The organism is Halomonas litopenaei (assembly GCF_017303055.1).
GTDB lineage: Bacteria > Pseudomonadota > Gammaproteobacteria > Pseudomonadales > Halomonadaceae > Halomonas > Halomonas litopenaei_A.
In genome coordinates this window covers 514,279-539,880 of record NZ_JAEKJT010000004.1, presented here as the reverse complement: position 1 = coordinate 539,880, position 25,602 = coordinate 514,279, and the positions used below count along the sequence as shown (strand labels likewise).

At 61.8% G+C, this 25,602-nt stretch carries 25 protein-coding genes; 13 read left to right on the top strand and 12 right to left on the bottom strand.

Annotation, left to right across the window (positions count from 1 at the left end):
- Positions 1-14: 14 nt before the first annotated feature.
- Positions 15-575 (bottom strand): DNA-3-methyladenine glycosylase I, encoded by a 561-nt coding sequence (locus JF545_RS09800; RefSeq protein WP_206941673.1) that lies wholly within the window; start codon positions 573-575, stop codon positions 15-17.
- 227 nt (positions 576-802) lie between these two features.
- On the opposite strand from JF545_RS09800, the gene JF545_RS09795 reads away from it, so the two are divergent.
- Together JF545_RS09795 and JF545_RS09790 are read left to right on the top strand one after the other, a co-directional pair.
- Positions 803-1,255, top strand: a complete 453-nt coding sequence (locus JF545_RS09795; RefSeq protein WP_206941672.1) for a DUF411 domain-containing protein — start codon at positions 803-805, stop codon at positions 1,253-1,255.
- A 56-nt stretch (positions 1,256-1,311) separates the two neighbouring features.
- Positions 1,312-1,752 carry a VOC family protein gene (locus tag JF545_RS09790; RefSeq protein WP_206941671.1) on the top strand — a complete coding sequence of 147 codons (441 nt, stop codon included), beginning with the start codon at positions 1,312-1,314 and terminating at the stop codon, positions 1,750-1,752.
- A gap of 193 nt (positions 1,753-1,945) precedes the next feature.
- Here JF545_RS09790 and JF545_RS09785 read toward each other — a convergent pair whose 3' ends face one another.
- The 4 genes from JF545_RS09785 to JF545_RS09770 all read right to left on the bottom strand — a co-directional run bounded on the left by JF545_RS09785 (position 1,946) and on the right by JF545_RS09770 (position 5,971).
- A complete protein-coding gene (locus tag JF545_RS09785; RefSeq protein WP_374107022.1) occupies positions 1,946-2,983 on the bottom strand; it encodes an SPFH domain-containing protein in 1,038 nt (345 codons plus the stop codon).
- Between the two features lie 238 nt (positions 2,984-3,221).
- On the bottom strand, positions 3,222-3,686 hold the full coding sequence (locus JF545_RS09780) for an NfeD family protein (protein WP_206941670.1): 465 nt from the start codon (positions 3,684-3,686) through the stop codon (positions 3,222-3,224).
- Positions 3,687-3,837: 151 nt separating this feature from the next.
- Positions 3,838-5,301 (bottom strand): DASS family sodium-coupled anion symporter, encoded by a 1,464-nt coding sequence (locus JF545_RS09775; protein WP_206941667.1) that lies wholly within the window; start codon positions 5,299-5,301, stop codon positions 3,838-3,840.
- A gap of 265 nt (positions 5,302-5,566) precedes the next feature.
- Positions 5,567-5,971 carry a DoxX family protein gene (locus JF545_RS09770; RefSeq protein WP_206941666.1) on the bottom strand — a complete coding sequence of 135 codons (405 nt, stop codon included), beginning with the start codon at positions 5,969-5,971 and terminating at the stop codon, positions 5,567-5,569.
- Between the two features lie 154 nt (positions 5,972-6,125).
- Between JF545_RS09770 and JF545_RS09765 the strand changes: the two genes are divergently transcribed.
- Entirely contained in the window at positions 6,126-6,602 is a 477-nt protein-coding gene (locus JF545_RS09765) for an META domain-containing protein (protein ID WP_242520761.1), read from the top strand.
- Positions 6,603-6,721: 119 nt separating this feature from the next.
- Positions 6,722-6,976, top strand: a complete 255-nt coding sequence (locus tag JF545_RS09760) for a helix-hairpin-helix domain-containing protein (RefSeq protein ID WP_206941664.1) — start codon at positions 6,722-6,724, stop codon at positions 6,974-6,976.
- Positions 6,977-7,049: 73 nt separating this feature from the next.
- Here the strand turns inward: JF545_RS09760 and JF545_RS09755 are convergent, their stop codons facing one another.
- From JF545_RS09755 to JF545_RS09740, 4 genes are all read right to left on the bottom strand, one after another.
- Positions 7,050-9,896, bottom strand: a complete 2,847-nt coding sequence (locus JF545_RS09755; RefSeq protein WP_206941662.1) for a valine--tRNA ligase — start codon at positions 9,894-9,896, stop codon at positions 7,050-7,052.
- A 227-nt stretch (positions 9,897-10,123) separates the two neighbouring features.
- On the bottom strand, positions 10,124-10,585 hold the full coding sequence (locus tag JF545_RS09750; protein WP_206941653.1) for a DNA polymerase III subunit chi: 462 nt from the start codon (positions 10,583-10,585) through the stop codon (positions 10,124-10,126).
- An 87-nt stretch (positions 10,586-10,672) separates the two neighbouring features.
- Positions 10,673-11,767, bottom strand: a complete 1,095-nt coding sequence (locus JF545_RS09745; protein WP_206941651.1) for a branched-chain amino acid aminotransferase — start codon at positions 11,765-11,767, stop codon at positions 10,673-10,675.
- A 236-nt stretch (positions 11,768-12,003) separates the two neighbouring features.
- Positions 12,004-13,518 carry a leucyl aminopeptidase gene (locus JF545_RS09740; protein ID WP_206941649.1) on the bottom strand — a complete coding sequence of 505 codons (1,515 nt, stop codon included), beginning with the start codon at positions 13,516-13,518 and terminating at the stop codon, positions 12,004-12,006.
- Positions 13,519-13,723: 205 nt separating this feature from the next.
- On the opposite strand from JF545_RS09740, the gene lptF reads away from it, so the two are divergent.
- The 6 genes from lptF (at position 13,724) to JF545_RS09710 (ending at position 19,175) form a co-directional block, all read left to right on the top strand.
- Positions 13,724-14,806: an LPS export ABC transporter permease LptF gene (gene lptF, locus JF545_RS09735; RefSeq protein WP_206941647.1), complete on the top strand. Its 1,083-nt coding sequence runs from the start codon at positions 13,724-13,726 to the stop codon at positions 14,804-14,806.
- Positions 14,803-15,867, top strand: a complete 1,065-nt coding sequence (lptG, locus tag JF545_RS09730; RefSeq protein ID WP_206941644.1) for an LPS export ABC transporter permease LptG — start codon at positions 14,803-14,805, stop codon at positions 15,865-15,867. The genes lptF and lptG overlap by 4 nt, the downstream gene beginning before the upstream one ends.
- A gap of 92 nt (positions 15,868-15,959) precedes the next feature.
- Positions 15,960-16,433, top strand: coding sequence for an RDD family protein (locus JF545_RS09725; protein ID WP_206941642.1), 474 nt, complete (start codon positions 15,960-15,962; stop codon positions 16,431-16,433).
- 298 nt (positions 16,434-16,731) lie between these two features.
- A complete protein-coding gene (locus JF545_RS09720; RefSeq protein ID WP_206941640.1) occupies positions 16,732-16,938 on the top strand; it encodes a (2Fe-2S)-binding protein in 207 nt (68 codons plus the stop codon).
- 351 nt (positions 16,939-17,289) lie between these two features.
- Positions 17,290-17,775: a bacterioferritin gene (bfr, locus tag JF545_RS09715; RefSeq protein ID WP_206941638.1), complete on the top strand. Its 486-nt coding sequence runs from the start codon at positions 17,290-17,292 to the stop codon at positions 17,773-17,775.
- A gap of 650 nt (positions 17,776-18,425) precedes the next feature.
- A complete protein-coding gene (locus JF545_RS09710; protein WP_206941636.1) occupies positions 18,426-19,175 on the top strand; it encodes an SDR family NAD(P)-dependent oxidoreductase in 750 nt (249 codons plus the stop codon).
- Positions 19,176-19,235: 60 nt separating this feature from the next.
- Here the strand turns inward: JF545_RS09710 and JF545_RS09705 are convergent, their stop codons facing one another.
- The 3 genes from JF545_RS09705 to JF545_RS09695 form a co-directional block, all read right to left on the bottom strand.
- Positions 19,236-19,466, bottom strand: a complete 231-nt coding sequence (locus tag JF545_RS09705) for a DUF1653 domain-containing protein (protein ID WP_206941634.1) — start codon at positions 19,464-19,466, stop codon at positions 19,236-19,238.
- Between the two features lie 110 nt (positions 19,467-19,576).
- Positions 19,577-20,380 carry a tRNA cyclic N6-threonylcarbamoyladenosine(37) synthase TcdA gene (tcdA, locus tag JF545_RS09700; RefSeq protein WP_206941632.1) on the bottom strand — a complete coding sequence of 268 codons (804 nt, stop codon included), beginning with the start codon at positions 20,378-20,380 and terminating at the stop codon, positions 19,577-19,579.
- Complete coding sequence (locus JF545_RS09695; RefSeq protein WP_206941631.1) at positions 20,377-21,147, bottom strand: pseudouridine synthase; 771 nt, start codon at positions 21,145-21,147, stop codon at positions 20,377-20,379. The genes tcdA and JF545_RS09695 overlap by 4 nt, the downstream gene beginning before the upstream one ends.
- Before the next feature lie 161 nt (positions 21,148-21,308).
- Between JF545_RS09695 and JF545_RS09690 the strand changes: the two genes are divergently transcribed.
- From JF545_RS09690 to JF545_RS09680, 3 genes are all read left to right on the top strand, one after another.
- Entirely contained in the window at positions 21,309-22,787 is a 1,479-nt protein-coding gene (locus JF545_RS09690) for a TrkH family potassium uptake protein (protein WP_206941629.1), read from the top strand.
- Positions 22,788-22,953: 166 nt separating this feature from the next.
- Positions 22,954-24,696, top strand: coding sequence for a bifunctional isocitrate dehydrogenase kinase/phosphatase (gene aceK / locus JF545_RS09685; protein WP_206941627.1), 1,743 nt, complete (start codon positions 22,954-22,956; stop codon positions 24,694-24,696).
- 49 nt (positions 24,697-24,745) lie between these two features.
- Positions 24,746-25,474, top strand: coding sequence for an SIR2 family NAD-dependent protein deacylase (locus JF545_RS09680; RefSeq protein WP_206941625.1), 729 nt, complete (start codon positions 24,746-24,748; stop codon positions 25,472-25,474).
- Positions 25,475-25,602: the final 128 nt, after the last annotated feature.

The window sequence follows — 25,602 nt, the reverse complement described above, 5'->3', positions numbered from 1 at the left end:
CTTCCTGGCGCCGCTTAGCCGGGCGAGTTGGTGTCGGAGGCGGTTTGCGTCCATGCCGGGGAGGCGGCCAAGACCTGCTGCTGCACCGGGCACTGATCATGATGGGCCCCAGGGAGATAGCCGGTACTCATCAGAAATTCCTTGACGATCTCGGGGCCGGTGAAGCGGAAGTGTCGCCTGAAGAGTTTGACCCACTGTGCGTGGGGAAGAGGGTGATGGGCATTCAGCCAGGCCTCGAAACCGCCGTGAGACACGCGTAGTTGCTGGAGCACCTGGGCGTTGTGAATCACCGCGTCGATCTTCTGCCGATGTCGGATGATGCCCGCATCATTGAGCAGTCGCGCCCGCTCCTCATCGCCATAGGCGGCCACCCGGTCAACCTCGAAGTGGTCGAAGGCATGGCGGAAGGCGTCGCGTTTCTTCAGTACCGTCAGCCAGGAGAGCCCAGCCTGGTTGATCTCCAGCACCAGTCGTTCGAACAAGTCGGCCTCGCTGGTGATGGGGAACCCGTATTCCGTATCGTGGTAGGGCCCATGCAGGGGGTGCCCCGGTGCCACGTTGCAGTACTCACTCATTCGCTGGATTCCTCGGTAAGCGGCCACCGTCAAAGAGTTCGTCTTAAAGGAGGCGATGTAAAGGGGCCCGGTATATGCCGTCTTCTCCTGTCGTTCTGGCAGGCATTGTCTTGATGGAGGTTGGTGGGCCTGTGCCTCATGGTTGAGTTCTGGCATTTCCCTTCTGACGACCTTCTGCGATGCTGTGTCGACTCACAGACGTTACGTTGTTCAGGAGATCATACGCGATGGCTCACTCTTTGCGCGCCCTGGGCGCGGCGTTGCTCGGCGTTGTCAGTCCGCTGGTCATGGCGGCTGGAATCGATATGCACAAGGATCCCCACTGCGGCTGCTGTAGCGCCTGGGCCGACCATGTCAGAGCGGCGGGGTTTGAGGTGTCGGTGCTCGAAGAAGCCGACATGGGCGCCGTGAAACGCGAACTTGGCGTTCCCATGGCCCTGGCATCCTGCCATACCGCTGTGCTGACCACGGACGCCGGCAAACGGTACCTGATCGAAGGGCACGTACCTGCCGAACAGCTCGCTTGGCTTCAGCAAGCGTCGCCTGACATCGATGGGTTGGCAGTTCCCGGTATGCCCCATGGTTCCCCAGGCATGGAAACCGGACGGGTGGATGACTATGCCGTGCTGAGCTTTACAGCGGGGGAGGATCGCGCCAAGGTAGTGGCCCGCTATCCGTAACGGCAGTGGTGTCTGCGCTGCCGGGAGGAAGAGCCCCTGACTTGGAGATACAGGCCATGCAATTTCTACACACCATGGTGCGTGTCAGCGACCTCGACGCGTCGCTGCATTTCTACTGCGACCTGCTGGGCCTCAAAGAGGTCCGGCGCAAGGAGAACGACAAGGGGCGCTTTACCCTGGTCTTTCTGGCGGCGCCAGAAGATGAGTCGCGCTCCAGCGAGCTGCAGGCACCTGAGCTTGAGCTGACCTGGAACTGGGATCCGGAGGAGTATCAGGGCGGACGGAATTTTGGCCACCTGGCCTACCGTGTCGATGATATCTATGGGCTTTGCCAGAAGCTCCAGGACAATGGTGTGACCATCAACCGTCCTCCCCGTGACGGTCATATGGCCTTTGTGCGAAGCCCCGATGGTATTTCGGTGGAACTGCTGCAAAAAGGCGATGCCCTTGCCCCCCAAGAGCCGTGGGCATCCATGGAGAACACGGGGAGCTGGTAGGGGCAAAGCGTGGCGGCAGGGCGTGCCAACTGCGCTGCCGTCTGTTCTCGGGCGTGCTTCCCATGGACAGACCCTGCTGTCTGCGCAGCGCTCATCCTTGCCGCCAACCCTGCCGCCAACCCTGCCGCGTGGCGATAGGGTTGGCGATGTTCAGCGGTTGCTGTCGGCAAGGGCTATCGGCGAGGGAAAGGCATCAGCCGTGGGCGCTGGCCGCGCCGGTCAGTCCGCCGGCGGATGCTGCCCGGCGTGCGATGTCGCCCAGTGCCTCGTCGGTGGCGTTGAGGTCACGGAAGGCCCCCATGGCGCCTAGCAGGGCCGAGCTTTCGTAGGGAACGAAGACCCGCTCACCCTGCTTGGCCATCTCTGGCAGCATGGCGATGTAAGACTGACCCAGCAGATAGCCGATGACGGCCTTGGAGCTTTTTTCGCCCTCGCCCATGGCATTCAGTACCAGCTCGATCGAGCGACTTTCCCCCTGGGCACGAAGAATGGCGGACTCCTTGTCGCCCTGGGCATTGAGGATGGCGGATTCCTTCTGGCCCTGAGCCTTGGCAATCGCCGCTGCCTTGTCGCCTTCAGCCTCGGTCACGGTGGCCCGGCGGCGACGCTCGGCTGACATCTGCAGATGCATGGCCTCCTTCACTTCCGCTGGCATCTCGATGTCCTGCACCTCTATACGGTTGATCGCCACCCCCCACTTGGAGGCCGGTTCTTCCATCTGTTCCTTGATCTTGGCGTTGACCTCGGCACGGGACTCGAAGATCTTGTCCAGCTCCATCTGGCCTACCACGGAACGCAAGGTGGTCTTGGCCAGCACCTCGACCGCCTGACTCATGTTCTCGATCTTGTAGACCGCATTGGCGGGATCGATGATCTGGAAGTAGATGGCGCCATCGATACGTACCGTCACGTTATCGGTTGTCACCACCGGCTGGGACGGAAAGTCCATGACCGATTCGCGCAGATCGATGCGGGTTTCCTGACTCAGTACCGGGGTGAATTCCTGGCCCTGACGAATGTAGCGCACCATCTTCATGGGCCTGGGCTTGTCGAAGAAGGGAATGATGAAATTCACCCCTTTCTGCAACGTGCGGTTGTAAGCCCCGAGGCGTTCGATCACGATCACTTCGGACTCCTGCACGATCACCAGTCCCTTGATCAGCATGATCAGAGCAATGACGACCACCACGATGGCCAGCAACAGGCCTGGGCTAACGACATTCAACAACATGCAAACACCTCCTTGGTAGCAAGGGCATCATCCGTCAAGCCGGCCTGGCTGCCCGTCGGGAGCGGCGATGTGCCGCCGTGGGAATCCGTGCTCGTTGGTTGCACGGGATAGGGAAGCGGATAGGGAAATGGATAGGGAAGCGTATAGTTAAGCGCTAGAGCTGGCGCCAGGGCATGCGATAGAAGGAGACGACAGCGCTGACCGGATGCGTGAACAGGAGTCACGGCAAGCGGATCTCTCAGGAGCCTTCTCCGGCTGGGCGCACGATGGCCTGAGTACCTTCAAACCGTAACAGGATGACCTCGTCACCTGGACGCAGGGCAGGGGCCTCGGCATCGGTTTGTGCCAAACAGGCACGAAACAGGTCTCCGTCCAGCTTGATGCAAGGAGCGTCGTCAAAATCCCGGCTGACCAGCACGAAGCGCTCACCCTGGCGGGTGCCGCCACCGGCCACGCCAAACGTTGGGTGGGGGCCGTAGCGACGCTTGCGCAGGCGCCAGATAGCCAGGGGAACGAGCACACCGCAGGCCACCGCAAAGGCGATCAGCTGCATGATGATGTCGCCACCCGACCAGGCGACCAGGGATCCCACGATCAATGCCGCCGCCAAGGCAAGCAATACGTAGGAGCCACTGAGCAGCTCGAGGATCAGGGCCGCGAGCCCTGCGAGCAGCCACCATAGCGCGGGGGAGAGGAAATCCATGGCCAACCTCCAGACGATACAGAAACGACATCCTGTCGCTGTCGATTCTGCGCCGGGAAGGGACGTCAGGCAAGCCAACCGACAGGCCAGACGACAACGCCACCGCAAGGCGGTGGCGTCTCGAGGTGGGGCCACGGATCGCTAGATGGGCTTACCAGTAGCCGAGCACCTTCCACCACAGGCTGCCGACCCCGATCCAGATGGTGAGGTTGACGATGCTCATGATGAAGCCGGCCTTCCACCAGGTGCCGAGTTCCACATAGCCTGAGCCGAAGATGATCGGCGCGGTGCCGGTGGCGTAGTGGGTCAGCGACATCATCAAGGATGATGCGCCGGCCAGCAGCAGGGCGATGTAAAGGGTAGGGATGCCGAGCGCCATGCCGGCAGCCAGGAAGGCGGCGTACATGGCGGTGATATGGGCGGTGGTACTGGCAAAGAAGTAGTGGGCATAGAAGTACACAGCGGTCAGCGCCAGCGCCATGCCGAACCAGCCCATCTGGAGGCTACCGATGCCTTCTTCGATGACGCCAGAGAACCATCCTATCAGTCCCAGCTTGCCCAGAAAGCTTGCCATCATGACCAGGGCGGCGAACCACACGATGGTGTCCCAGGCGGATTTTTCGCCCAGGATGTCATCCCAGGTCAGCACGTCCGTCACCAGCAGGATGGACAGACCGAGCAGCGCCACGGTGGTCGAATTGACCTTGAGCTCGGGGCCAAACAGCATGGCCGGGATGCCTGCCCAAAGCGTCAGCAGCAGACCGAACACACCAATCATGATTTTCTCGGCGCGAGTCAGGGCGCCCATGTCATCCAGCTGCTTGCGGGCGAAGGAGGTAGCGTCGGGAGTACGCTTGAGCTCCGGGGGATACAGTACGTAGAGCACCGCTGGCATCAGCGCGATGGCGACCAGGCCTGGAAGGAGTGCCGCCAGCGCCCATTGGGTCCAGGTGATCGAGAGGGCGGAGCCCGTGGCCTTGGCGATCAGGTCGACGATCAAGGGGTTGGGGGCAGTGGCGGTGATGAACATGGCCGAGGTGATCGGGTTGGCGTGATAGTTCACCAGCGCCAGATACTCACCGATCTTCTTGCTGGTACCGGCGTCAGGTGATGAGCCGAAGCTGTCAGCAATGGAGCGCATGATCGGGTGCATGATGCCCCCGCCCCGTGCCGTGTTGCTGGGGGTAATCGGCGCGATGGTCAGCTCGGCCAGGGAAAGGGCGTAGCCGATGCCCAGGGTGCGCTTGCCGAAGGCGGCAATAAAGGCGTAGCCAATGCGGTTGCCAAGCCCTGTCTTGGCCAGCCCCCGCGAGATCATGATGGCCAGGCCGATCAGCCAGATCAGCGGGTTGGAAAACCCCGACAGGGCATCCGCTACCGCGGCCTTGGAGTTGTCCGGGTTGGTGACGCCGGTCAGAGCCACCAGGGTGATGGCGATGATGGCCAGGGCGCCAATGCGCATGGTCTTGCCAATGATGGCAGCGATGGTGGCGACAAATATCGCCAGCAGGTGCCAGGCTTCGGGGGTGACGCCGTCTGGAATAGGGACGGCAAACCAGATCGCCAGGCCCAGGGCAATGGCGACCAGGGCGGGGATGGGCTTGAACGCGAGCATGATGGGCTCCGTGTGTCGGCTAGGGCAAAACGTCTTCTCTCGCGAGAGAGCAAACCTGAACGTGTCCTGCTTATTTACGCACAGTTAAGCCAAGGGCTAGATGACACTCATCAAGGAGACGTTCGACGTTAGTTGAACTCGGCCCGGACGTGCTGGTGCTGGACGGGCGACGGCAACAAGACACCGCCTGGGAGGTGGGCGGTGTCGGGGAACGCGGGTCGGCGAAGATGTGGCGTCGCTTGAAAGCGAGAAGGCGCTGCAGCGCTCAGTCGGGCTTGAGCGCGGTGCGGCCGCTACCGAGGAACATCATGGCCAAGGCGCCAAACAGGAACATGCCCTGCAGCTCCAGGGCCCAGCCGCCGCTGCTGGCCAGACTGAACAATTCGCCCATATGAGCCAGGTAGATGGCCACGACCATGTTGCCTGCGATCAAAAGGCCCGCGATGCGGGTGTTCCAGCCCAGAATCGCCATCAACGGAGCGACGACCTCGCCCAGCAGAACGCCGTAGGCCAGCACCGTCGGTAATCCATGGGAGGCCAGAGTGTCGCCGATCCAGGAAAGGCTGCCGGGATTGATCAGTTTGTTGATGCCGTGGAGCAGGATCATGATGCCCAGCGCCAGGCGCAGGATCAGCTTTCCCAGGTCGTCGTTGTCGAGGGCTTTGAGCATGGTGAGGTCCTTTTCACGATGGGCTTGAGTGGCCATGACAGAACACCGTGCCGATAGCGCAGTGCCCAAGAGATTTGGACAAAACCGGGCGAGATGGCGCGGTTTTCTGGCATATTAGGCGGCATCCTGATGATAAAGCTGCAAGGAAGATAGCATGGTTCTGCTACGAATGGTTCTGCCACGACTTCGTCGTATCACCGCTCTCAGCGTTTGCGCCCTGGCCCTGGGAGCCTGTTCCAGTCAGCCTTCGTCCACTGTCGACGGCGGCGGCACCGCAGCACCAGGTAGCGTATCCAGCCCGGTGGTCGGTAAGCGCTGGAACCTGCTGCTGGTCGGGACCAGTGATCGGCTCAGTATGCCCACCAAGCCCTATTTTGAAGTCGCCCGTGACGGCAGCGTCAGTGGCAGTGACGGCTGCAATCGATTTACCGGTAGCGTGCGCTTTGGCGACAGTCAGCGGATCGACTTCAGCGAGCTGGCGGCTACCCGCATGGCCTGTGCCAACCCCCAGGGGGCCCAGCAGGTTCGCGATATGCTCGACAACGCCTACCGCTATCTGATCGATCATGACCGCCTGGTGTTCTTTGGCCCCAACTCGCTGGTGCTGGGTGGGTTCCGCGACGCCAGCTGATGCATGAGGGGGCAAGACGCCGCGCCTGTGCGTCAGTGGCATGTGGCAGCCGGCCACTAGTGCGCAACGACTATGCTGATGGTGTCCACGGGGAAGCCGACAACACACGGAGAGACAGCATGGCATTCACTGACCAGGAACGGGCGGCGCTGCTTGAGCTACGCGGGGTAGGACCCAGCGTCGTGCAGCGCTTCGAGGAGATCGGCATCGACTCTTTCGAGGCGTTGGCCGAGTACGAGATGCCAGACATCGTTGAACAGGTGGCGTCGATGCTTGGCAGTACCTGTTGGAAGAACAGCCCCCAGGCCAGGACGGCGGTGGCGTCGGCCGTGGAGTTGGCACGACGCTCGCTGGCCAGCCAGGCTGCCGGCTGAGCGCTGGCCCCAACACATCGACCCCGCCAGTGCGAGGGGCGGGGTCGATGTCAGGCCGATGGGCGGGTGCTTGTTAAAGCGCGGCGATTTTCTCGCGCTGCTCGACCAGCACACGACGAGCCGCCTGATACTCCTCGAGTTTGCCGCGCTCCTTGTCGATGACCGCCGCCGGCGCCTTGGCCACGAAGCCTTCGTTGGCGAGTTTCTTCTCGACGCCCATGATCAGCTTGTCCTGTTTGTCGATCTCCTTGCCCAGACGTGCCAGTTCGGCGTCCTTGTCGATCAGGTCAGCCATCGGCACCAGCACTTCCATCTCACCCACCAGCTGAGTGGCGGACAGCGGGGCTTGGCTTGCGTCCTCCAGCCATTCGATGGACGCGAGCTTGGCCAGCTTCGACAGGAACAGACGGTTGTCGGACAAGCGTGTACGATCGGCCTCGCTGCCCTTGGTCAGGACCGCGTCAAGCGGTTTGCCTGGGGCGATGTTCATCTCGGCGCGAATGTTACGTACCGCCACGATCACGCCCTTCAGCCATTCGATATCGCGAATGGCGTCCTGGTCGATCAGGGCGTCGTCGGCCAGCGGCCAGGCCTTGGCCATCAGCGAGTCGTTGTCGCCCTCGAGAGTACCGGCCAACGGCGCCACGCGCTGCCAGATCTCCTCGGAGATGTACGGCATCATGGGATGCGCCAGACGCAGGATGGACTCCAGCACCCGCACCAGGGTGCGGCGAGTGCCGCGCTTGGCGGCTTCGCTGGCACTTTCGTCCCACAGCACCGGCTTGGAGAGCTCGACGTACCAGTCGCAGTACTCGTTCCAGACGAAGTCGTAGAGCGCCTGCGACGCATGGTCAAAGCGAAACTCTTCCATCGCCCGGGTCACCTGGGTGATGGTCTGGGTCAGGCGGGCCTCGATCCAGCGGTCGGCCAGGGACAGTTCGACGTCTTCCCCATGGCGGCCACAGTCTTCGCCTTCGGTATTCATCAACACGTAGCGTGAGGCGTTCCACAACTTGTTGCAGAAGTTGCGATAACCGTCCAGACGCCCCATGTCGAACTTGATATCACGACCGGTGGTGGCCTGGGACAGGAAGGTGTAGCGCAAGGCATCGGTGCCATGGGCTTCAATGCCATCGGGGAATTCCGAGCGGGTCGCCTTGGCGATGGCCTTGGCCTTCTGCGGTTGCATCATGTTGCCGGTGCGCTTTTCCACCAGCGCTTCCAGATCGATGCCGTCGATCAGGTCGATCGGGTCGAGCACATTGCCCTTGGACTTGGACATCTTCTGGCCCTGGCCATCACGCACCAGACCATGGACATAGACCGTCTTGAACGGCACTTCGTCAGTGAACTTGAGGGTCAGCATGATCATCCGCGCGACCCAGAAGAAGATGATGTCGAAGCCGGTCACCAGCACGCTGCTGGGATGGAAGGTCTTGAGCTCGTCGGTCTGTTCGGGCCAGCCCAGGGTGCCGAAGGTCCACAAGCCGGAGCTGAACCAGGTGTCGAGCACGTCCTCGTCCTGGGTCAGGGCGACGTCGCTTGCGATGCCATGCTTGTCGCGGGCCTCGGCCTCGGTGCGCGCTACATAGACGTTGCCTTCGTCGTCGTACCAGGCGGGAATGCGGTGGCCCCACCACAACTGGCGTGAGATGCACCAGTCCTGCAGGTCGCGCATCCACGAGAAGTACATGTTCTCGTAGTTCTTGGGCACGAACTGGATGTCGCCGTTCTCGACCGCCTCGATGGCGGGCTTGGCCAGGGTCTCCACCGCCACGAACCATTGATCGGTCAACAGCGGTTCGATCACGTCACCGGAACGATCGCCGTAGGGCAGGGTATTGTTGACGGTTTCGGTCTTCTCCAGCAGGCCCTGGGCGTCCATGTCGGCCACAACCGCCTTGCGTGCGGCGAAGCGGTCGAGTCCGGCGTAGGCCGCGGGCAGCGCGGTGTCGATATCGCCAAGGGGGCGGCCCTGAATATCAAAGGCTTCGGCAGACTCGAGAATATGGGCGGTCTTGGAGAAGACGTTGATCAGCGGCAGGCCAGCACGCTTGCCGACCTCATAGTCATTGAAGTCGTGGGCCGGGGTGATCTTGACGCAGCCAGAGCCCTTGTCCATGTCGGCATGTTCATCGGCGACGATGGGAATGCGGCGACCGACCAGCGGCAGTTCGACAAACTTGCCGACCAGCGAGGCGTAGCGCTCATCCTTTGGATTGACGGCGACGGCGCTATCGCCGAGCAGCGTCTCGGGACGAGTGGTGGCGACCACCAGGTGGTCAAGGCCCGCATCGGTGGTGACGCCATCGGCCAGAGGGTAACGGAAGTGCCAGAACTGGCCCTGCTGGTCGCGGTTCTCTACCTCAAGGTCCGAGATCGCGGTGTTCAGGGTCGGGTCCCAGTTGACCAGGCGCTTGCCACGGTAGACCAGGTCCTCTTCGTAGAGGCGCACGAAGACTTCCTGTACGGCCTTGTAGAAGCCGTCGTCCATGGTGAAGCGCTCGCGGCTCCAGTCGAGGCTGGCGCCCATGCGGCGGAGCTGACGAGTGATATGCCCGCCGGATTCGTGTTTCCACTCCCACACCTTGTCGATGAAGGCGTCGCGGCCCAGGTCATGGCGGGTCTTGCCTTCCTCTGCGGCGATCTTGCGCTCTACCAGCATCTGCGTGGCGATGCCTGCATGGTCGGTACCCACCTGCCACAGGGTGTTGCGGCCCTGCATCCGCCGCCAGCGGATCAGGGTATCCATGATGGTGTCCTGGAAAGCGTGGCCCATGTGCAGGCTGCCGGTCACGTTGGGCGGCGGAATCATGATGGCGAAGGGATCACCCTCACCCGACGGGGTAAAACGGCCGTCTTCTTCCCAGCGTTGGTACCAGCGGGTTTCGATGCTTTCGGGTTGGTAGGTCTTTTCCATGGAATGCTCTTGCTGGCGGCGCCCTGACGACATCATGGCCTTGCCATGGCGAGGGTGGGCGGGACGTTCGATGGCTGGCCTTCGGCTCGAGTCAGCGCGCCTGACAAGAGCGTGCGTGACGCGTCCCGACGGAGCGCTGGCGAGAGCGAGGCCTGCGAAAAATGGCGTCGATTATACCCTGAACTGAAGCAGGGCGTCAGGGTATCGGCTGGCGAATAAGACGGTACTTATCCCTGGCCCTTGAGCTGGTGCGGGGTGACGGGATAGCCGCGCTGCTTGTAGGTCTTCCAGCACTCGCGCTTGGCCGTCAGCACGTCCTGATGCTGGTTGATGATTTCTGCCACCCGCTCGAAGCGGGAGAACCACTCGGGAATCTCCGGCGACAGGTTGAGCATGGCCTGGGGAGGCGGGTCCAGGCTTGCCGGCGGGCCTTCCCAGCCGATGGTCACTGCCACACGCTTGGCCGCTTCGATGCTGGCGTCGTCGCTGCCTTCAAGGACGTGCGGGACGAAGGCGTCTGGGCGGAAGTCCCACAGACGTTCATCCAGCTCGCGGGCCATGGCTTCGTCCTCGGCGTAAAGGTAAAGACGGTAGCCCTTGCGTGCGATGGTTTCGGTCAGCCGGCAGGCGAAGGCGATACGCGCCTCCAGCGTGGTGTCGGGAAGGATGTAGAAGTCGATCTTGGTCATGCAATCTGACCTGAAAACTCGGCAAAGGCCGCCCGCAGGCGGCCTGTTGTCTGAAGTGGCTTGAGGCGGTTGGGGGAACGGCGGGTACTAGACCAGTCGCGTCAACCAGCCGTGGGTGTCCTCGACGCGACCATACTGGATGTCCAGCAGGCGTTTGCGCAGACGACTGGCCACTTCATTGCTGCCTGAGTGCTCGATGACGCCGTCTTCACTGACCAGTCGACCAATGGACGTGATCACCGCGGCGGTACCGCAGGCGAACACCTCGGTGATTTCGCCGGACGCGACGCCGTCGCGCCATTCATCAATGCTGATGGGACGCTCTTCCGGGGTCAGGCCTTCGTCACGGGCCAGCTGCAGCATGGAGTCTCGGGTGACGCCCTCGAGAATGGTGCCCGTCAGGCGGGGCGTGACCAGGCGCCCATCACGGGTGACAAAGAACAGGTTCATGCCACCGAGTTCCTCGACCCAGGTGTTCTCGACGGCGTCGAGGAAGGCAACCTGGTCGCAGCCGTGGTCGAAGGCTTCTTTTTGAGCCAGCAGTGATGCCGCGTAGTTGCCGCCGCACTTGGCAGAACCGGTGCCGCCGGGGGCCGCACGGTTGTAGTTGGAGGACAGCCAGATGGACACCGGCTTGATGCCGCCCTTGAAGTAGGCGGAGGCCGGTGCAGCGATAACGTAGAAATCCACTTCCTTGGAGGGACGCACACCCAGGAAGGCCTCGGAGGCAATCATGAAGGGACGCAGATAAAGGCTGGACTCTTCAGCCTCGCTTGCCGGCGTCGGTACCCACTCGACGTCCTGGGCAACCAGCGCCTTGATGGCTCCGATAAAGTCCTCGTCGGAGAGTTCCGGCAAGGCCAGGCGACGAGCGCTGGCACGGAAGCGTGCGGCATTTTTCTCGGGGCGGAAGGTCCAGACGCTGCCATCGGCATGGCGGTAGGCCTTCATGCCCTCGAAGATTTCCTGGGCGTAATGCAGCACGGATGCCGCCGGATCCAGCGATAGCGGGCCGTAAGGGCGTACCTGATGACCGTGGAAGCCGGCGTCTTCGGTCCAACGGATGTGAGCCATGTGGTCGGTAAAGTGACGACCGAAGCCCGGGTTCTCGAGAATAGTGTTGCGGATGCTCGCATCGGTAGCGTTGGCGTTGGGCTCGAGCGAGAAGCCTTGGATGGACACGGGTCGTTCTCCAGAATCGTATCGCGCCGCAATGGCAAGCGGCGACAGCGGATCGGGGTCGAGTCAGGGGCTCGACCAGGATGGGGCGGGCAGAATGCGCTCCTGCCGATAGAGCCAGAATGACACAGGCTCCCCCTGTCGGGGAAGCCTGGTCATGGTCACAACGCAGCATCACTGTCGTGGGGCTGGCGCTGCTGGGTTGTCAGTGCAGACCGCCTGGCCTGACAGACGCTGTTTCAGTCGTCGCTGGCGACGACCTCTGACTCGCGGTCGAGCAGGTAGCGGGTCAACAGGCCTACCGGACGACCGGTGGCACCCTTGGCGGCGCCGCTGTTCCAGGCGGTGCCGGCGATATCCAGGTGTGCCCAGGGGAAGTCGGTGGCAAAGCGTGACAGGAAGCAGCCGGCGGTGATGGTCCCCGCCGGACGCCCGCCAATGTTGGCGAGGTCGGCGAAGTTGGAGTCCAGCTGCTCCTGGTACTCGTCCCACAGCGGCAGGTGCCAGGCGCGATCCCAGGCGGTCTCGCCGGCATCGAGCAGGTCCAGGGCCAGATCGTCATCGTTGGACATCAGGCCGGTGGCGTGATGACCCAGGGCGATGATGGCGGCGCCTGTCAGGGTGGCAATATCGACGACACTGGCGGGTTCAAAGCGCTCGGCATAGGTCAGGGCGTCGCACAGGACCAGGCGGCCTTCGGCGTCGGTGTTGAGCACCTCCACCGACAGGCCCTTCAGCGTCTTGATGATATCGCCGGGCTTGGTCGCGCGTCCGCTGGGCATGTTTTCTGCCGCTGCGACGATGGCCACCAGGTTGATCCTGGGCTTGATGGCCAGCACGGAGGCCACGGTGCCGAACACGCTTGCGGCACCGCACATGTCGAACTTCATCTCGTCCATGCCCGCGCCAGGCTTCAACGAGATACCACCAGTGTCGAAAGTGATGCCCTTGCCGACCAGGACGTGGGGGGCTTCGTTCTCGTCGTCAGCCCCCTGGTAACGCATTACGATCAACCGTGAGGGTTCGTCGCTGCCATGGCCAACCGACAACAGCGAGTGAGCGCCAAGCGCTTCCAATGCCTCTTCATCGAGGATCTCGGTGGACAGGGCACCCGCGGACTCTGCCGCCAGGCGCTCGGCCTCGCTGGCCAGATAGCGCGGCGTACACACATTGCCGGGCAGGTTGCCGAGTTGACGCGCCAGGTTGATGCCGGTGCCGACGGCGGCGCCTTGACGAGCGCCTTCTTCGGCAGAGGCGCGGTCATCGCCCTCGCTGAGCAGAATCGACACGCTCTTGAGGCTCGGGGCAGGACCGGCGTCCTTCTTGAAGTCGGTGAAGCGGTAGCTGGCACGGAGTGCGCTTTCGGCAATCTTGTGGGCCTTCCAGTCGACGTCGCGGTCATCGACCGGCACATCGGTGAGAGCGACCGAGACTTCATCGATGGTGAGCTGGGACAGCGCCGCGAAGGCGGCATCGACGGCCTTGCAGAAGGCGCCTTCCTGACATTTTGCGCGATCGCCGAAGCCGACCAGCAGCAGGCGGTCGGCAGACAGACCCGGTGCGAAGGGCACCAGCTGAACGTTGCCCAGCTTGGCGTTGAAGTCGCCGCGCTCGATCAGCTGTCCAATCAGGCGCTCGCTGGCGTCATCGAGCTTGGCTGCGGCAGGGGTGAGCTGGCCGTCCTTGAACACCGGGATAACCAGGCAGGCAGTCTCGATCTTGACCGGATTGGCCGTCTTTACAGGGAATTCCATGCTGACTCCACAAGACAAGCGTAGGGGGATTCTGGATAATGCCGGCACGATGCCGAGTCCACCCAGTGTACCCAAGCACCCTGTGGATTGCATGGCCGCCGTTAGCGTTGGCGGGATCAGGCAACGCCTCAGGCAAGGCGACTCGCCCCGGGGTTACACTGGAGCAAGGAAGACAGCTGGGAATGCCCATGGCCAGGAGTGTGCATTGATCATTTTTCGTTATCTTACCCGTGAAATCCTGCTGACCATGTCGGCAGTGGCTGGCGTGCTGTTGCTGGTCATCATGGGTAGCCGTTTCATCCGTTACTTTGCCAATGCGGCTGAGGGCGAGATACCCGCGAGCATTCTTGGCTCTCTGATGCTCTACCACATGCCCGGCTTTCTTGAGCTGATTCTTCCACTGGCATTTTTCCTGGGCATCCTGTTGGCCTATGGCCAGCTCTACTTGAACAGCGAAATCACGGTACTGGTGGCCTGCGGCACCAGTCCCAATCGGCTGCTGACGGTCAGCCTGGTCCCGGCCACTCTGGTGGCGGTGCTGGTGGGGATGTTCAGTCTGTGGTTGACGCCGGCCGGTGCGCTGCACAACGAGCTGGTACTGGAAGAGCAGCGCAGCAAGCTTGATTTCTCGGCGCTGGCGCCCGGACGCTTCCAGGAGTTCGGCAGTGGCCGCATTGCCTATGCCAGCGACGTCTCGGCAGACGGCGAGCGCATGCAGGAGGTGTTTATCAGCGAGCGCCAGAAACGCAGCGACGGGTCTCCCGAAAGCGTGGTGACCCGGGCGACCCAGGGATACCAGACGGTGGACCCGGATACCGGTAGCCGCTATCTGGTGCTGGAAGATGGTGAGCGCTACAGCGCGGAAGCAGGGCGTGCCGATGCCGAGCGGCTGGAGTTCGGCACCTATGCCGTCCGCCTGGCCCGGGCGGTCGAGGCCGTCGAAACGGACTCGGCCGAGTTTGCCACTACCCCAGCGCTGCTCGCGGACCCCACCCCGGAAGCCAAGGCGCAGCTGCAGTGGCGCCTGGGGGCGCCGTTGATGGTGTTTGTGCTGACGTTACTTGCCCAACCCCTGTCGCGGGTCAATCCACGTCAGGGGCGCTTCGCCAAGCTGTTGCCGGCGATCTTTCTCTATGTGGCCTATCTCAGCATGCTGCTGGCCGCCATGGATGCCATCGGTGGTGGGACGCTGCCGGCCATCATCGGCATGTGGCCAATTCACGCAGGCTTTCTGTTGCTTGGCCTGGGCCTGGCATTCAACGCCCAACGCAAGGGAATGAGCGGATGATTCTCGATCGGCTGGACGGCTACATCGCCCGCAATGTGCTGGGTGCCATTCTGGTGGTACAGGTGGTGTTGCTGGGTCTCGACCTCATCATCACCTACATCGACGATCTGGGAGACATCGAGGGAGGCTATGGTGCCTTCGAAGTGTTCCTGTTTCTTTGTTTGAGGCTGCCCTGGCGCTTCTACCAATATGCGCCGGTAGGCGTACTGATTGGTGCGTTGATCGGACTTGGCAGCATGGCCTCCAACAACGAGCTGACCGTCATGCGCGCAGCGGGCCGTTCGTTGGCGCGGATCGTCTGGGGCGTCATGAAGCCCATCATTTTGGTGGTGGTGATCGTATTGACGGTGGCCGAGTTCGTCAGCCCACGCACGGAGCAGTTTGCCCACGCCTGGAAGGTACAGCAGATGCAAGGCGAGGGCGCCGTGGTCACCGAGCGTGGCGGCTGGCAGCGCGAAGGCGACGATTTCTATCGATTTGGTGCCATACGCGCCGACGATACCGTGCTGGATCTGACTCGCTATGAGTTTGATGGCCATCGCCTGGAGTCGGTGACGACGGCCCATCGAGCGGTCTGGCAGGGGCAGCACTGGCAGCTGCAACAGGTAGAAGTCACTCGCTTCAATGATGATCGCACCGAGGTCATCAAGGTGCCGGACCAGCGTTGGGAAACCAGTCTGTCGCCGACCCAGCTTTCGCGGCTGCTGCGGGATGTGGAAACCCAGGCGCCCAGTGAGCTGTGGGCGTATGCCAGTTACCTGGATGACCAGGGCCTGGATGCTACCCAGCCGCTTTTGTACTTCTGGCAGAAGATGCTGATGCCCTTGACCATGGCGTCGCTGGTCCTGGTGGCAGCGTCCTTTGTGTTTGGTCCATTGCGGACAGTAGCCGCTGGCACACGGGTGTTCTACGGCGTGATTACCGGACTGGTGTTCAAGTACCTGCAGGACCTGCTGGCGCCTGCGTCTACCGTGTTCGGTTTCTCTCCTGCCTGGGCGGTGCTTGCACCTACATTGGTGTGCGCCCTGCTGGGCCTGCACCTGCTGAGACGATCCGGTTGATGGGTGGGGGATACCGGCAGGGCCGGTGTCTGTGGTTAGGCTATGCGCGCGGGCACTCTGCCGGCGTGCGCTGATGTGGTCGAGCAATTGCCATGAATCGACGCTTTACCGATCTTGATGATGTCTGGCCGGCGGGGCTCGGGCGCCGCCTCGGTGCCATGCTTTACGACGGTTTTTTGCTGCTCGCCATCTGGATCGCCATTACCACGCTGCACGTGCTGGTGGTGCGCAAGGTACTGGGACTGGCACCGGCAGAGGTCGGCGCTGGTGTGTGGCAAGTGTTCAGTCTCAGGTTGCTGCTGGTGGCCGCAGCGTTTGCCTTCTTCGCTTTCTTCTGGCGCCGCGGCGGCATGACTCTGGGCATGCAGGCGTGGCGCTTGCGGGTACAGACGCTTGACGGGGCGCCTATCAGCTTGCGTCAGACCATGGTGCGATTTGCGGTAGGGGCGGTGTCCTTTCTGCCTTTGGGGCTTGGGCACCTCTGGGTAGTGTTTGACGGCGAGCGACGCAGCTGGGCGGACCTGGCCTCCGGTACCCAAGTCGTGGTGCTGCCTAAACGGTCTTGATGGACGCGTGATGGCTCGCGCGGGCGTCGCAGCGTTCGTGGTCCAGGCCTGCCTTGTGCACGCCCCATCCTCTTCCTGGTGAGTCCTTCACCTGCTTTCTCCTGTCTGGCCTTTCTTCTTTTTACGTCCGTTATGGGCCTCGCACGCTGACGTCTTGCCTGAACGGCGGCGTCAGAAGTTGAGCGGAATCATGGAAATTCATATCTTTAGCGAAAGCGAATACGAATAAATCTCGAAAAGGTTGCGTACCGCTATGGGAATCATTTACATTGCCTATAGTGATTCAGGAGAGATGGCAATGTACGTATGCCTGTGCAAAGGGGTTAGTGACCGCCAGATTCGTCAGAGCGTAGACGACGGTGCGCGCAGCTGGCGCCAGGTGCAACGCGAGACCGGTTGTGGCACTCAGTGCGGCAAGTGTGCCTGTGTAGGTAAACAAATTACTCGTGATGCCATCCAGGAAGCGACGAGCGTCGAGCTGGAATCGCTCGCCTATGCGGTGTAAGCGGCGGTGTAAGCGGTTGATCCTGAGACGGTTACGGCAGCCGCCAGCAGTCTTGTCGAGGGTCTCTATCGCCTGAATTGGCAATCAATATCGTTGTAGTTCTTTTTATCAAGTTATTGATTTGATTGAATTTTCTCATTCGTGGCCTATACTGCTTCTTAACAGGAGCTGGTAGGGCTACTTTTGCCGTGCCAGTGTGTTGGTGATGCTTGAGGCGGGAGGCAAGGCCCCCGGCGGATGGCAGTCCAATAACGATACGCAAACGAGGCGGTAGTAGAGCCTCGTTCATTGATAGCAAGTCGACTGGCAACGCATGGTCGGTCACCACCGACAAGCAATGAGGAGCTTCCCATGAAAGGCGATCCCAAGGTCATTCAGCATTTGAACACCGTGCTGGGCAACGAGCTGGTGGCCATCAACCAGTACTTTCTCCACGCCAAGATGTACAAGGACTGGGGCCTGGCGCGCCTGGCGAAGTGGGAGTACGACGAGTCCATCGAGGAAATGCGCCACGCTGACACCCTGATCGAGCGCATTCTGTTCCTCGAAGGGATTCCCAACCTGCAGGACCTGGGCAAGCTGCACATTGGCGAAGACACTCGCGAAATGCTCGAGGCTGACCTGGCGGCAGAGCACACGGGTCGCAATGATCTGATCGAAGCCATCACCTACTGCGAGCAGGTGAGGGACTACGTCAGCCGTGATCTGTTCCAGAAGATCCTCGACGACGAGGAAGAGCACATCGACATCATCGAGACCGAGCTTGGCCTGATCGACAAGGTCGGCCTGCAGAACTACTTGCACAAGCAAATGCAGGAAGCCGGCGGCGAAGAGTAACCTGTGACATTGTCCAGCGCCTGATGCGGTGCTGGATGTCCAGGCGTTGGATGTCCAAACGTTGGATGGCCAGGCATTGGATGTCTAAGCGCAGAATGTCTAAATCCAGAATGTCAAAAAAGGGGAGGCCACTGGCCTCCCCTTTCGCTTGTGACGTCGACCCGGAAATGGGAGCAGGAGCTACCCCTCGATCAGGCTGATCAGAAGACCCTTGATCAGGACTAGGGCACGTCACCCACATAGCGGTGAGTCCAGGGCCCAGGGCGTAGCACCTAGGTCACGCTTGGCGCGCACTGGGATCGGCCTTTTCTGGTGAGCCAGTGGACGCGGGAACTCGCAGTCCTACTCTTCGAAGGCACTGCCGCACACGTGCGCCTGATGGAGATAACTGTGCTCTATCGGGAGGTCGCCATGGTGGCGGTGAAGCGCGTTGCCACTTCGCGAGGGCCCATGCGGCGAGCCGCGTCCAGCGTTTGGCCATGATCAAGCCGGTTATCGGCCTGCCTGAGCGATACCTTGAGGCCAGCGCGCGGCTGGCCGTCTGCTAATCTGCTTCATGCGCAGCAACCCGAGCACTGAGAGGCTACGAGGCTGTGCGATGTACGCCTGCTGCGTACGCACGCATGTCCCGTGCAGAAGGGAGAAGACTCATGTCGATTCGGTTCGAGGGAAAGACAGCACTGCTCACTGGCGCGGCCTCCGGGATCGGGAAGGCGACAGCCGTCAAGTTAGCCGCCGAAGGCGCGGCGGTGATCGTCGCAGATCTGCACGAGCAAGCTGCTCTGGCGGTAGTGGACGAGATTGCTGCAGCGGGTGGCAAGGCGGTCGCATTCGGCGGAGACTTCACGTTACCCGCCGTGAATGAGGCCGCGGTGGCGTTTGCCGTCGAAGAATTCGGGGCTTTGCAGCTAGCGTTCAACAATGCCGGCATCATCGGCCCGCAAGGGCCATTGCACGACGTCGATATCGAGGCGTACAAGCAGCTCATCGATATCAACCTTGATGCGGTTTTCTATGGCCTGAAATTCCAGATTCCCGCCATTGTTGCGGGTGGCGGTGGGGCCATTGTGAATACAGCGTCCGTCCTGGGCCTCTTGGGTACGCCTAACTATGTGCCGTATGCCGCGGCAAAGCATGCGGTATCGGGGTTGACCAAAAGTGCAGCACTTCAGTATTCCGCCCAGGGCGTTCGCATCAACTCCGTGCATCCCGGCTACATCGACACGCCGCTGCTTGATGCGTTGAGCCGTGAAGAATATCACTCGCTCGCTGCGCTGCATCCCATCGGGCGTATCGGAACGTCGGAGGAAGTGGCCAATGTCGTGGCGTTCCTGCTTTCCGATGAGGCCGCCTTTGTGACGGGATCGCAATATACCGTCGATGGCGGCTTTACCGCCTAGGGCTTGCACGAAAAGTGCCTGCGCTTGGTGATACGGCGTTAAAAAACGCCTTGCCGCCGTTCAAAATGCCTTCTCGAGGGCAAATCGCGGTCGGTTCTCCCCGTCGACCTGGACGGTTTCGCAGAACATCTCCAGCGGACGTACCCACAGGCCGTAGTCGCCATACAGCGCGCGGTAGACCACCAGCGCCTCCTCGTTCTCGCTGTGCTGGGCGACGCCGCAGACCTCGTAAAGCGCGCCCTTGTAGTGGCGATAGATGCCGGGTACCGGAGGATGGGAAAGGGGTGTCATGGTCGTCTCCTGACATGATGGACGCCGGACTCCCTTCGGGCTGGGCTTTTTCGTGAGGCCCGTGGCGTGGCTGGCCCGTAAGGTGTCTAGCGGTGTGGCAAGGCGCTTGCTCAGTTGACCCGGGTGAGTCTGGCCAGCGCACGGGAAGCGGCGACAAAGCCGAAGCTGCCGGTGACAAAGGTGGCGGCGCCGAAACCGCCTTCACAATCCAGTCGAGTGGCCTCACCGGCACCAGGTTTGGTGTGACAGACCTCGCCGTCCTGTCCGGGATAGACCAGCTGTTCGTCGGAGTAGACGCACTCGACGCTGAAGCGTCGCTTGGGGTTGCGCGAGAACCCATGGTCTCGGCGCAAGCGTGAGCGAACCTTGGCCAGCAGCGGGTCGTGTTCCGTGCGGGTCAGGTCGGCGACCTTGATTCGCGTAGGGTCGGTCTGGCCACCGGCGGCGCCGGTCACCGTCAGGGGCAGCTTGCGGCGCTTGCACCATGCGATCAACGCGGCCTTAGCCACCACGCTGTCGATGGCGTCGATCAGGTGATCGGCATCGGCAGGAATGCGCTCGGCGAGATTGGTGGGCGTGGCGAAGGCCACATCGGTCACTACCTCGATACCGGGGTGAATGGCTCGGCAGCGCTCGGCCAGTACCTCCACCTTGGGACGACCGATGGTGCCGTCCAGTGCGTGCAGTTGACGATTGATGTTGGACACGCAGACGTCATCGAGGTCGATCAAGGTCAACTTGCCGATACCACTTCGCGCCAGCGCCTCCACCGCCCAGCTGCCGACGCCTCCCACTCCGACCACCACCACGTGGGCGTGGGCGAGGCGTTGGACGGCGGTCGCTCCATACAGGCGGCGGATGCCCCCGAAGCGCAAGTCGTAGTCGTTGTCCTGGTGGGATATATCGTTACTCATGGGGGATCTCGGTGGGTCGTTGGCGGCGTCAGGTCAGCGCCGGGCCGAGGAAGGTGAGCGCGCCAGCCAAAGCGATCGAACAGACGAGTCATGGTGTCATCCAGTGGGCAGCAGAGGTGAAGCCGGTGGCGTTCACGGGGGTGCTCGAATGCCAGGCTCACGGCGGCCAGCAGCAGGCGATCGCAGTCCAGTTGGTCACGAAAGAAGCGGTTATGGTTGCCCTTGCCGTGCTTGGCGTCGCCAATGATGGGGTAGCCGATGCCAGAGAGGTGTCGGCGGATCTGGTGGCGTCGGCCGCTCATTGGTGTGGCTTCCATCAGTGAATAGCGGGCCTGGGGGTAGCGATCGATTCGCACCGGCAGCTCCACGCTGTCGAGCCGTCGCACCTCGGTGATGGCGGGCATGGCCGGCATGTCGGCCTTGGGGCGTGTTCCATCTTCTTCCCGCAGCGCTCGATCAATGCGCTCATGATCGGGCCCGATGCCCCTCACCACTGCCAGATAACGCTTGTCGACGTGGCGCTCGCTGAAGGCTTGGCTCAACGGCGCGGCCATCTCAGGTGACAGGGCAAACACCATCACTCCTGAGGTCGGTCTGTCGAGTCGGTGCACCGGGTAGACCCGTTGCCCCAGCTGATCGCGCAGCCGTTGCAGCAGGAACTCGGTTTCTCCTCGGGCCAGGGGGCTGCGATGAACCAGCAGCCCTGAAGGCTTGTGCACCGCCACAAGGTCGTTGTCCTGGTAAAGAATGGGCAGGGGCAGAGACATCGTGGGGGTACCTATGGCGTGAATGCGAACTCAAGGCGCGCTATTGTCGCCATGTCGTGCCGTTCTGTCATCCGTGATCACATCAGGGTGTGAGCAGAAGGGGCTTTTCCGGGTGCGCCGTTGGTCTATGATGAGCGCCGACAATCAGTGAGAGAACCACTATGGCCCGAGGGACTGGGATGCTGCGCTGGTGGCTGGATTGGGCACCTGTGCTCAAGGTGCTGTCGGTGCTGTGGCTGGTGTTGGCGCTGTTCATGCTGCTGCCATGGGGGGTACTGCTATGGGAGGGCGACAGTGATGCTCCCGCCTTCGCCCGCTCGCTGTTGACGGTACTGGCAACGGTGCTGGTGTGCTGGTGGTTGACCTGGCGCATCCCGGTGGAGCTCAAGACCCGGCAGATGTTCGTGCTGACCACCCTGAGCTGGCTCAGTATCAGTGGCTTCGCCAGCCTTCCACTGGTGCTGGGGGCGCCCCACCTGACGCTGACCAATGCGGTATTCGAGTCGGTGTCCGCGATCACGACCACCGGCTCGACCATCCTCACGGATATCGATGGGCTATCCGATGGCCTCAAGCTATGGCGTGGCCTGATGCAGTGGCTCGGGGGCATCGGCATCATCGTCATGGGTATCGCTATCCTTCCTTTCCTCAAGGTCGGCGGGATGCGCCTGTTCCAGACGGAGTCGTCTGACTGGTCGGACAAGGTGATGCCGCGTACCGGCGGAATCGCCAAGGCCACCCTTGGCATCTACGTCTTCGGTACCCTGGCGGCAACGCTGGCCTATGCCATCGGTGGCATGACCCCACTGGACGCGGTGGTCCATGCCATGACCTCAGCGTCGACCGGCGGTTTTGCCAACTCGGATGCTTCTTTCGGGGCCTATGCCGATCAGCCTCATCTATTGTGGCTGGCTACGCTGTTCATGCTGCTCGGCGCCTTGCCGTTCGTGCTGTATATCCGCTGCCTGAGAGGCGCACCGTTGGCGCTGTGGCGTGACGAGCAGGTACGCGGTCTGCTGTGGCTGTTAGTGGTCGTCATTGTGGCGCTCACCCTCTACCGGGTATGGCGTGGCGAGCCGGGATTCATGGCGCTGACGCACACTGCTTTCAATGTGGTGTCAGTGGTGACCACCACGGGCTATGCCAGCGATGACTACAGTCAGTGGGGCCCCTTTGCGGCGATGGCGTTCTTCTATCTGACCTTCGTGGGCGGCTGCAGTGGGTCTACCAGCGGTGGCATGAAGATCTTCCGCTTTCAGGTGGCTATCAAGATGTTGCTGAGCCAGCTGCGTTTTCTGATCCATACCCATGGCGTGTTCGTATCGCGCTATAACGGCGTCCCGCTATCGGACGAGATCAGTCGAGGCGTCGTCGCCTTCTCGTTCTTCTTCTTCCTGACCATTGCCGGTCTGGCACTGGCGCTGGGCCTTTTGGGGCTGGACCTGGTGACGGCGCTGACCGGGGCAGCCACGGCGGTCACCAATGTGGGGCCGGGGCTTGGCGACATCATTGGCCCTGCCGGAAATTTCTCGACCCTGCCCGATGCGGCCAAGTGGCTGTTATGTGTGGGCATGCTGATGGGGCGCCTGGAAATTCTGACGGTGCTGGTGTTGTTGACTCCGATGTTCTGGCGCAAATAGGCGATGTGGGACGCCCGCGCCAAGCGTTGACGTCATCAATGTGCTGGTTAGGACAGTGGGGTTGGCGCTGGTCATGTTGCGGGGCAACATGACAGTCGACATTGGTCGTCTCGCCGAGACCGGCGGGGACCGTCATTCTGAGTCGACGTCCGCCGGGAGTGCCGAGATGAAACTGTCCCCTGCCTATCGCATCGCTGCCACCATCCTGCATGGCTTCGATGAGTACCGTTCGCGCTTCAAGCAGATCACCCTGGACGCCAATCGGCGCTTTTGCGACGCTGCCTGGCGCGAGGCGCAGCAAGCCTCCGCCGAGCGGATCAACCTGTATCAGGCCAAGGTCGACGAGACCCTGGAGCGTCTGAGGCGGACCTTTGATGAAGATACCCTGAGCCACTGCGAGTGCTGGCGAGAAGCCAAGGGGCACTACATCGAGCTGATCAGCCAGCGCCTCGACTACGAGCTGGCGGAAACCTACTTCAATTCCCAGTTCTGCTCGATCTTCCATCATCGTCATATTCGCGACGACTGGATGTTCGTGAATTCCTCCCGGGACGCCGCCAGTCATCACTCCGGCATCGATCTGTGTCGACGCATCGCCGTCGACGGCAACTGGGCGCAGGCCATCCACCAGGCGTTGGAGGGCGCGCAGCTGGGACTTCCGTTTATCGACCTCGATCATTGCGGGCATCTGGCCCGGGATTTCCTGGTCGATCACCTGCCCGAGGGGTTGCGTGACGGCCACGGAGTCGAGATCGAACTGCTCAAGAGCGTGTTCTACCGCAACAAGGGGGCGTACCTGGTTGGACGCCTGCATCGCGGAGATCAGCAGGTGCCGCTGGTGTTGCCCGTGTTGCATGAAGAGGGCAAGGGGCTGCATCTGGACACGGTGTTGATCGAGCCCGACGAGGTCTCGATCATCTTTTCCTTCACCCGCGTCTATTTTCAGGTCGATGCGACGGTACCCAGAGAGTTCGTCGCCTATTTGCACATGCTGATGCCGGACAAGCCCATCAGTGAACTGTACGCTGCGATTGGCTTCTTCAAGCATGGCAAGACGGAGTTCTTCCGCGCGCTGAATCAGCAGATTGCTCGCCGCGAGGACAAGTTCATCATCGCGCCAGGGGTGCGTGGCATGGTCATGGCGGTGTTCGTGCTGCCGTCCCATCGCACCGTGTTCAAGATCATCAAGGACCGCTTCGATCCGTCCAAGGCGATGAGTCGGGACAACGTGCGCGACAAGTATGGGCTGGTCAAACGCCATGATCGGGTAGGGCGCATGGCCGATACCCAGGAATTTTCCTATCTGGTGTCGCGCAAGGATCACTTTGACCCGGAGTGCCTGGAACACTTGCTGGAAGTGGCACCCTCCACGGTGTATCTCAAGGATGACAAGGTCATCATCAAGCACTGTTACACCGAGCGCATGATGACCCCGCTCAATCTCTATCTGGAACAGTGTGATGAGGCGGAAACCCGCGCGGTACTGAAAGATTACGGCAATGCCATCAAGCAGATGGCGGCGGCCAACATCTTTCCAGGCGATATGCTGCTCAAGAACTTCGGCGTCACCCGGCATGGTCGGGTCATCTTCTATGACTACGATGAGGTGAGCTACCTCACCGAGTGCAACTTCCGGCATATTCCAGAGCCCTTGTACCCCGAGCAGGAGCTGGCTGACGAACCCTGGTACTCGGTTGGCCCCAATGATATTTTCCCCGAGGAATTCGGGCCCTTCCTGTTCGCCAACGTTCACTTGCGCAAGCTGTTCTACGAGCTGCACCCGGAGTTGTTCGACGCCGATTACTGGAAAAGCCTGCAGCGTGCGATCACCGATGGACACGTGATCGATGTCTATCCCTATCGCAACAAGCAGCGCTTCGCCTCGGACCCCGGGGGCTTGACCTACTGATCGCGAACGGCGGCGCGAAGATCACTGCAATCTGTCACGGAGCGCCTGCATGGCCAAATCTCCTCACCTGGTAGTGCTGACCGGCGCTGGCATCAGTGCCGAGAGCGGCATCGAGACCTTTCGGGCAGCAGATGGCCTGTGGGCCAATCATCCGATCGAGGACGTGGCGACGCCTGAAGGATGGGCGAAAAATCCTCAGCGAGTGCTCAGTTTCTACGATGCTCGGCGTGAGCAGGTGCGGGATGCGCGCCCCAACGCGGCCCATCGTGCGTTGGCCAATCTTGAGGCCCTGGGGTTCGATGTCAGCATCGTGACCCAGAACATCGATGATCTGCATGAGCGGGCCGGTTCGCGCCAGGTGCTGCACTTGCACGGTGAGATCATGGTCGCACGTTCCTCCGTCGATGAGCGCATGCGCTACCCCCTTGGACGGCGCAACATCGCCATGGGGGACGTCTGCGATCGAGGCAGCCAGCTGCGACCTGACGTGGTCTGGTTTGGTGAGGCGGTTCCCGCCTATCAGGAGGCTTGCGAGCTAGTGGCCGACGCGGATCTGCTGCTGGTGGTAGGGACCTCGTTGGCGGTGATGCCTGCCGCTGCCCTGATCCATGAGCTGCCGCTGGACGCACAGTGCGTGCTGGTGGATCCAGACCCTGGTCTGCAGGTGCCCGCCGGGGTGACCCGCTGGGTGATGCCTGCCGGGGAAGGGGTGCCTGCGCTTACCCGCCACTGGCAGCGTGAGGGGCGCCTGTTCGTGCCGCCATCAGGTAACGCCTGATAGCGATGTCGACGGTCGTGGCGGGTACGCGGTGCTGGCAGCGTGACTGACGTGTTCCGTCTGGCGTGGTAGATTGGGCGCCCTTTGCCTCAGCACCCTCCTTGCCATGTGTGATTCCCGTTGTGATG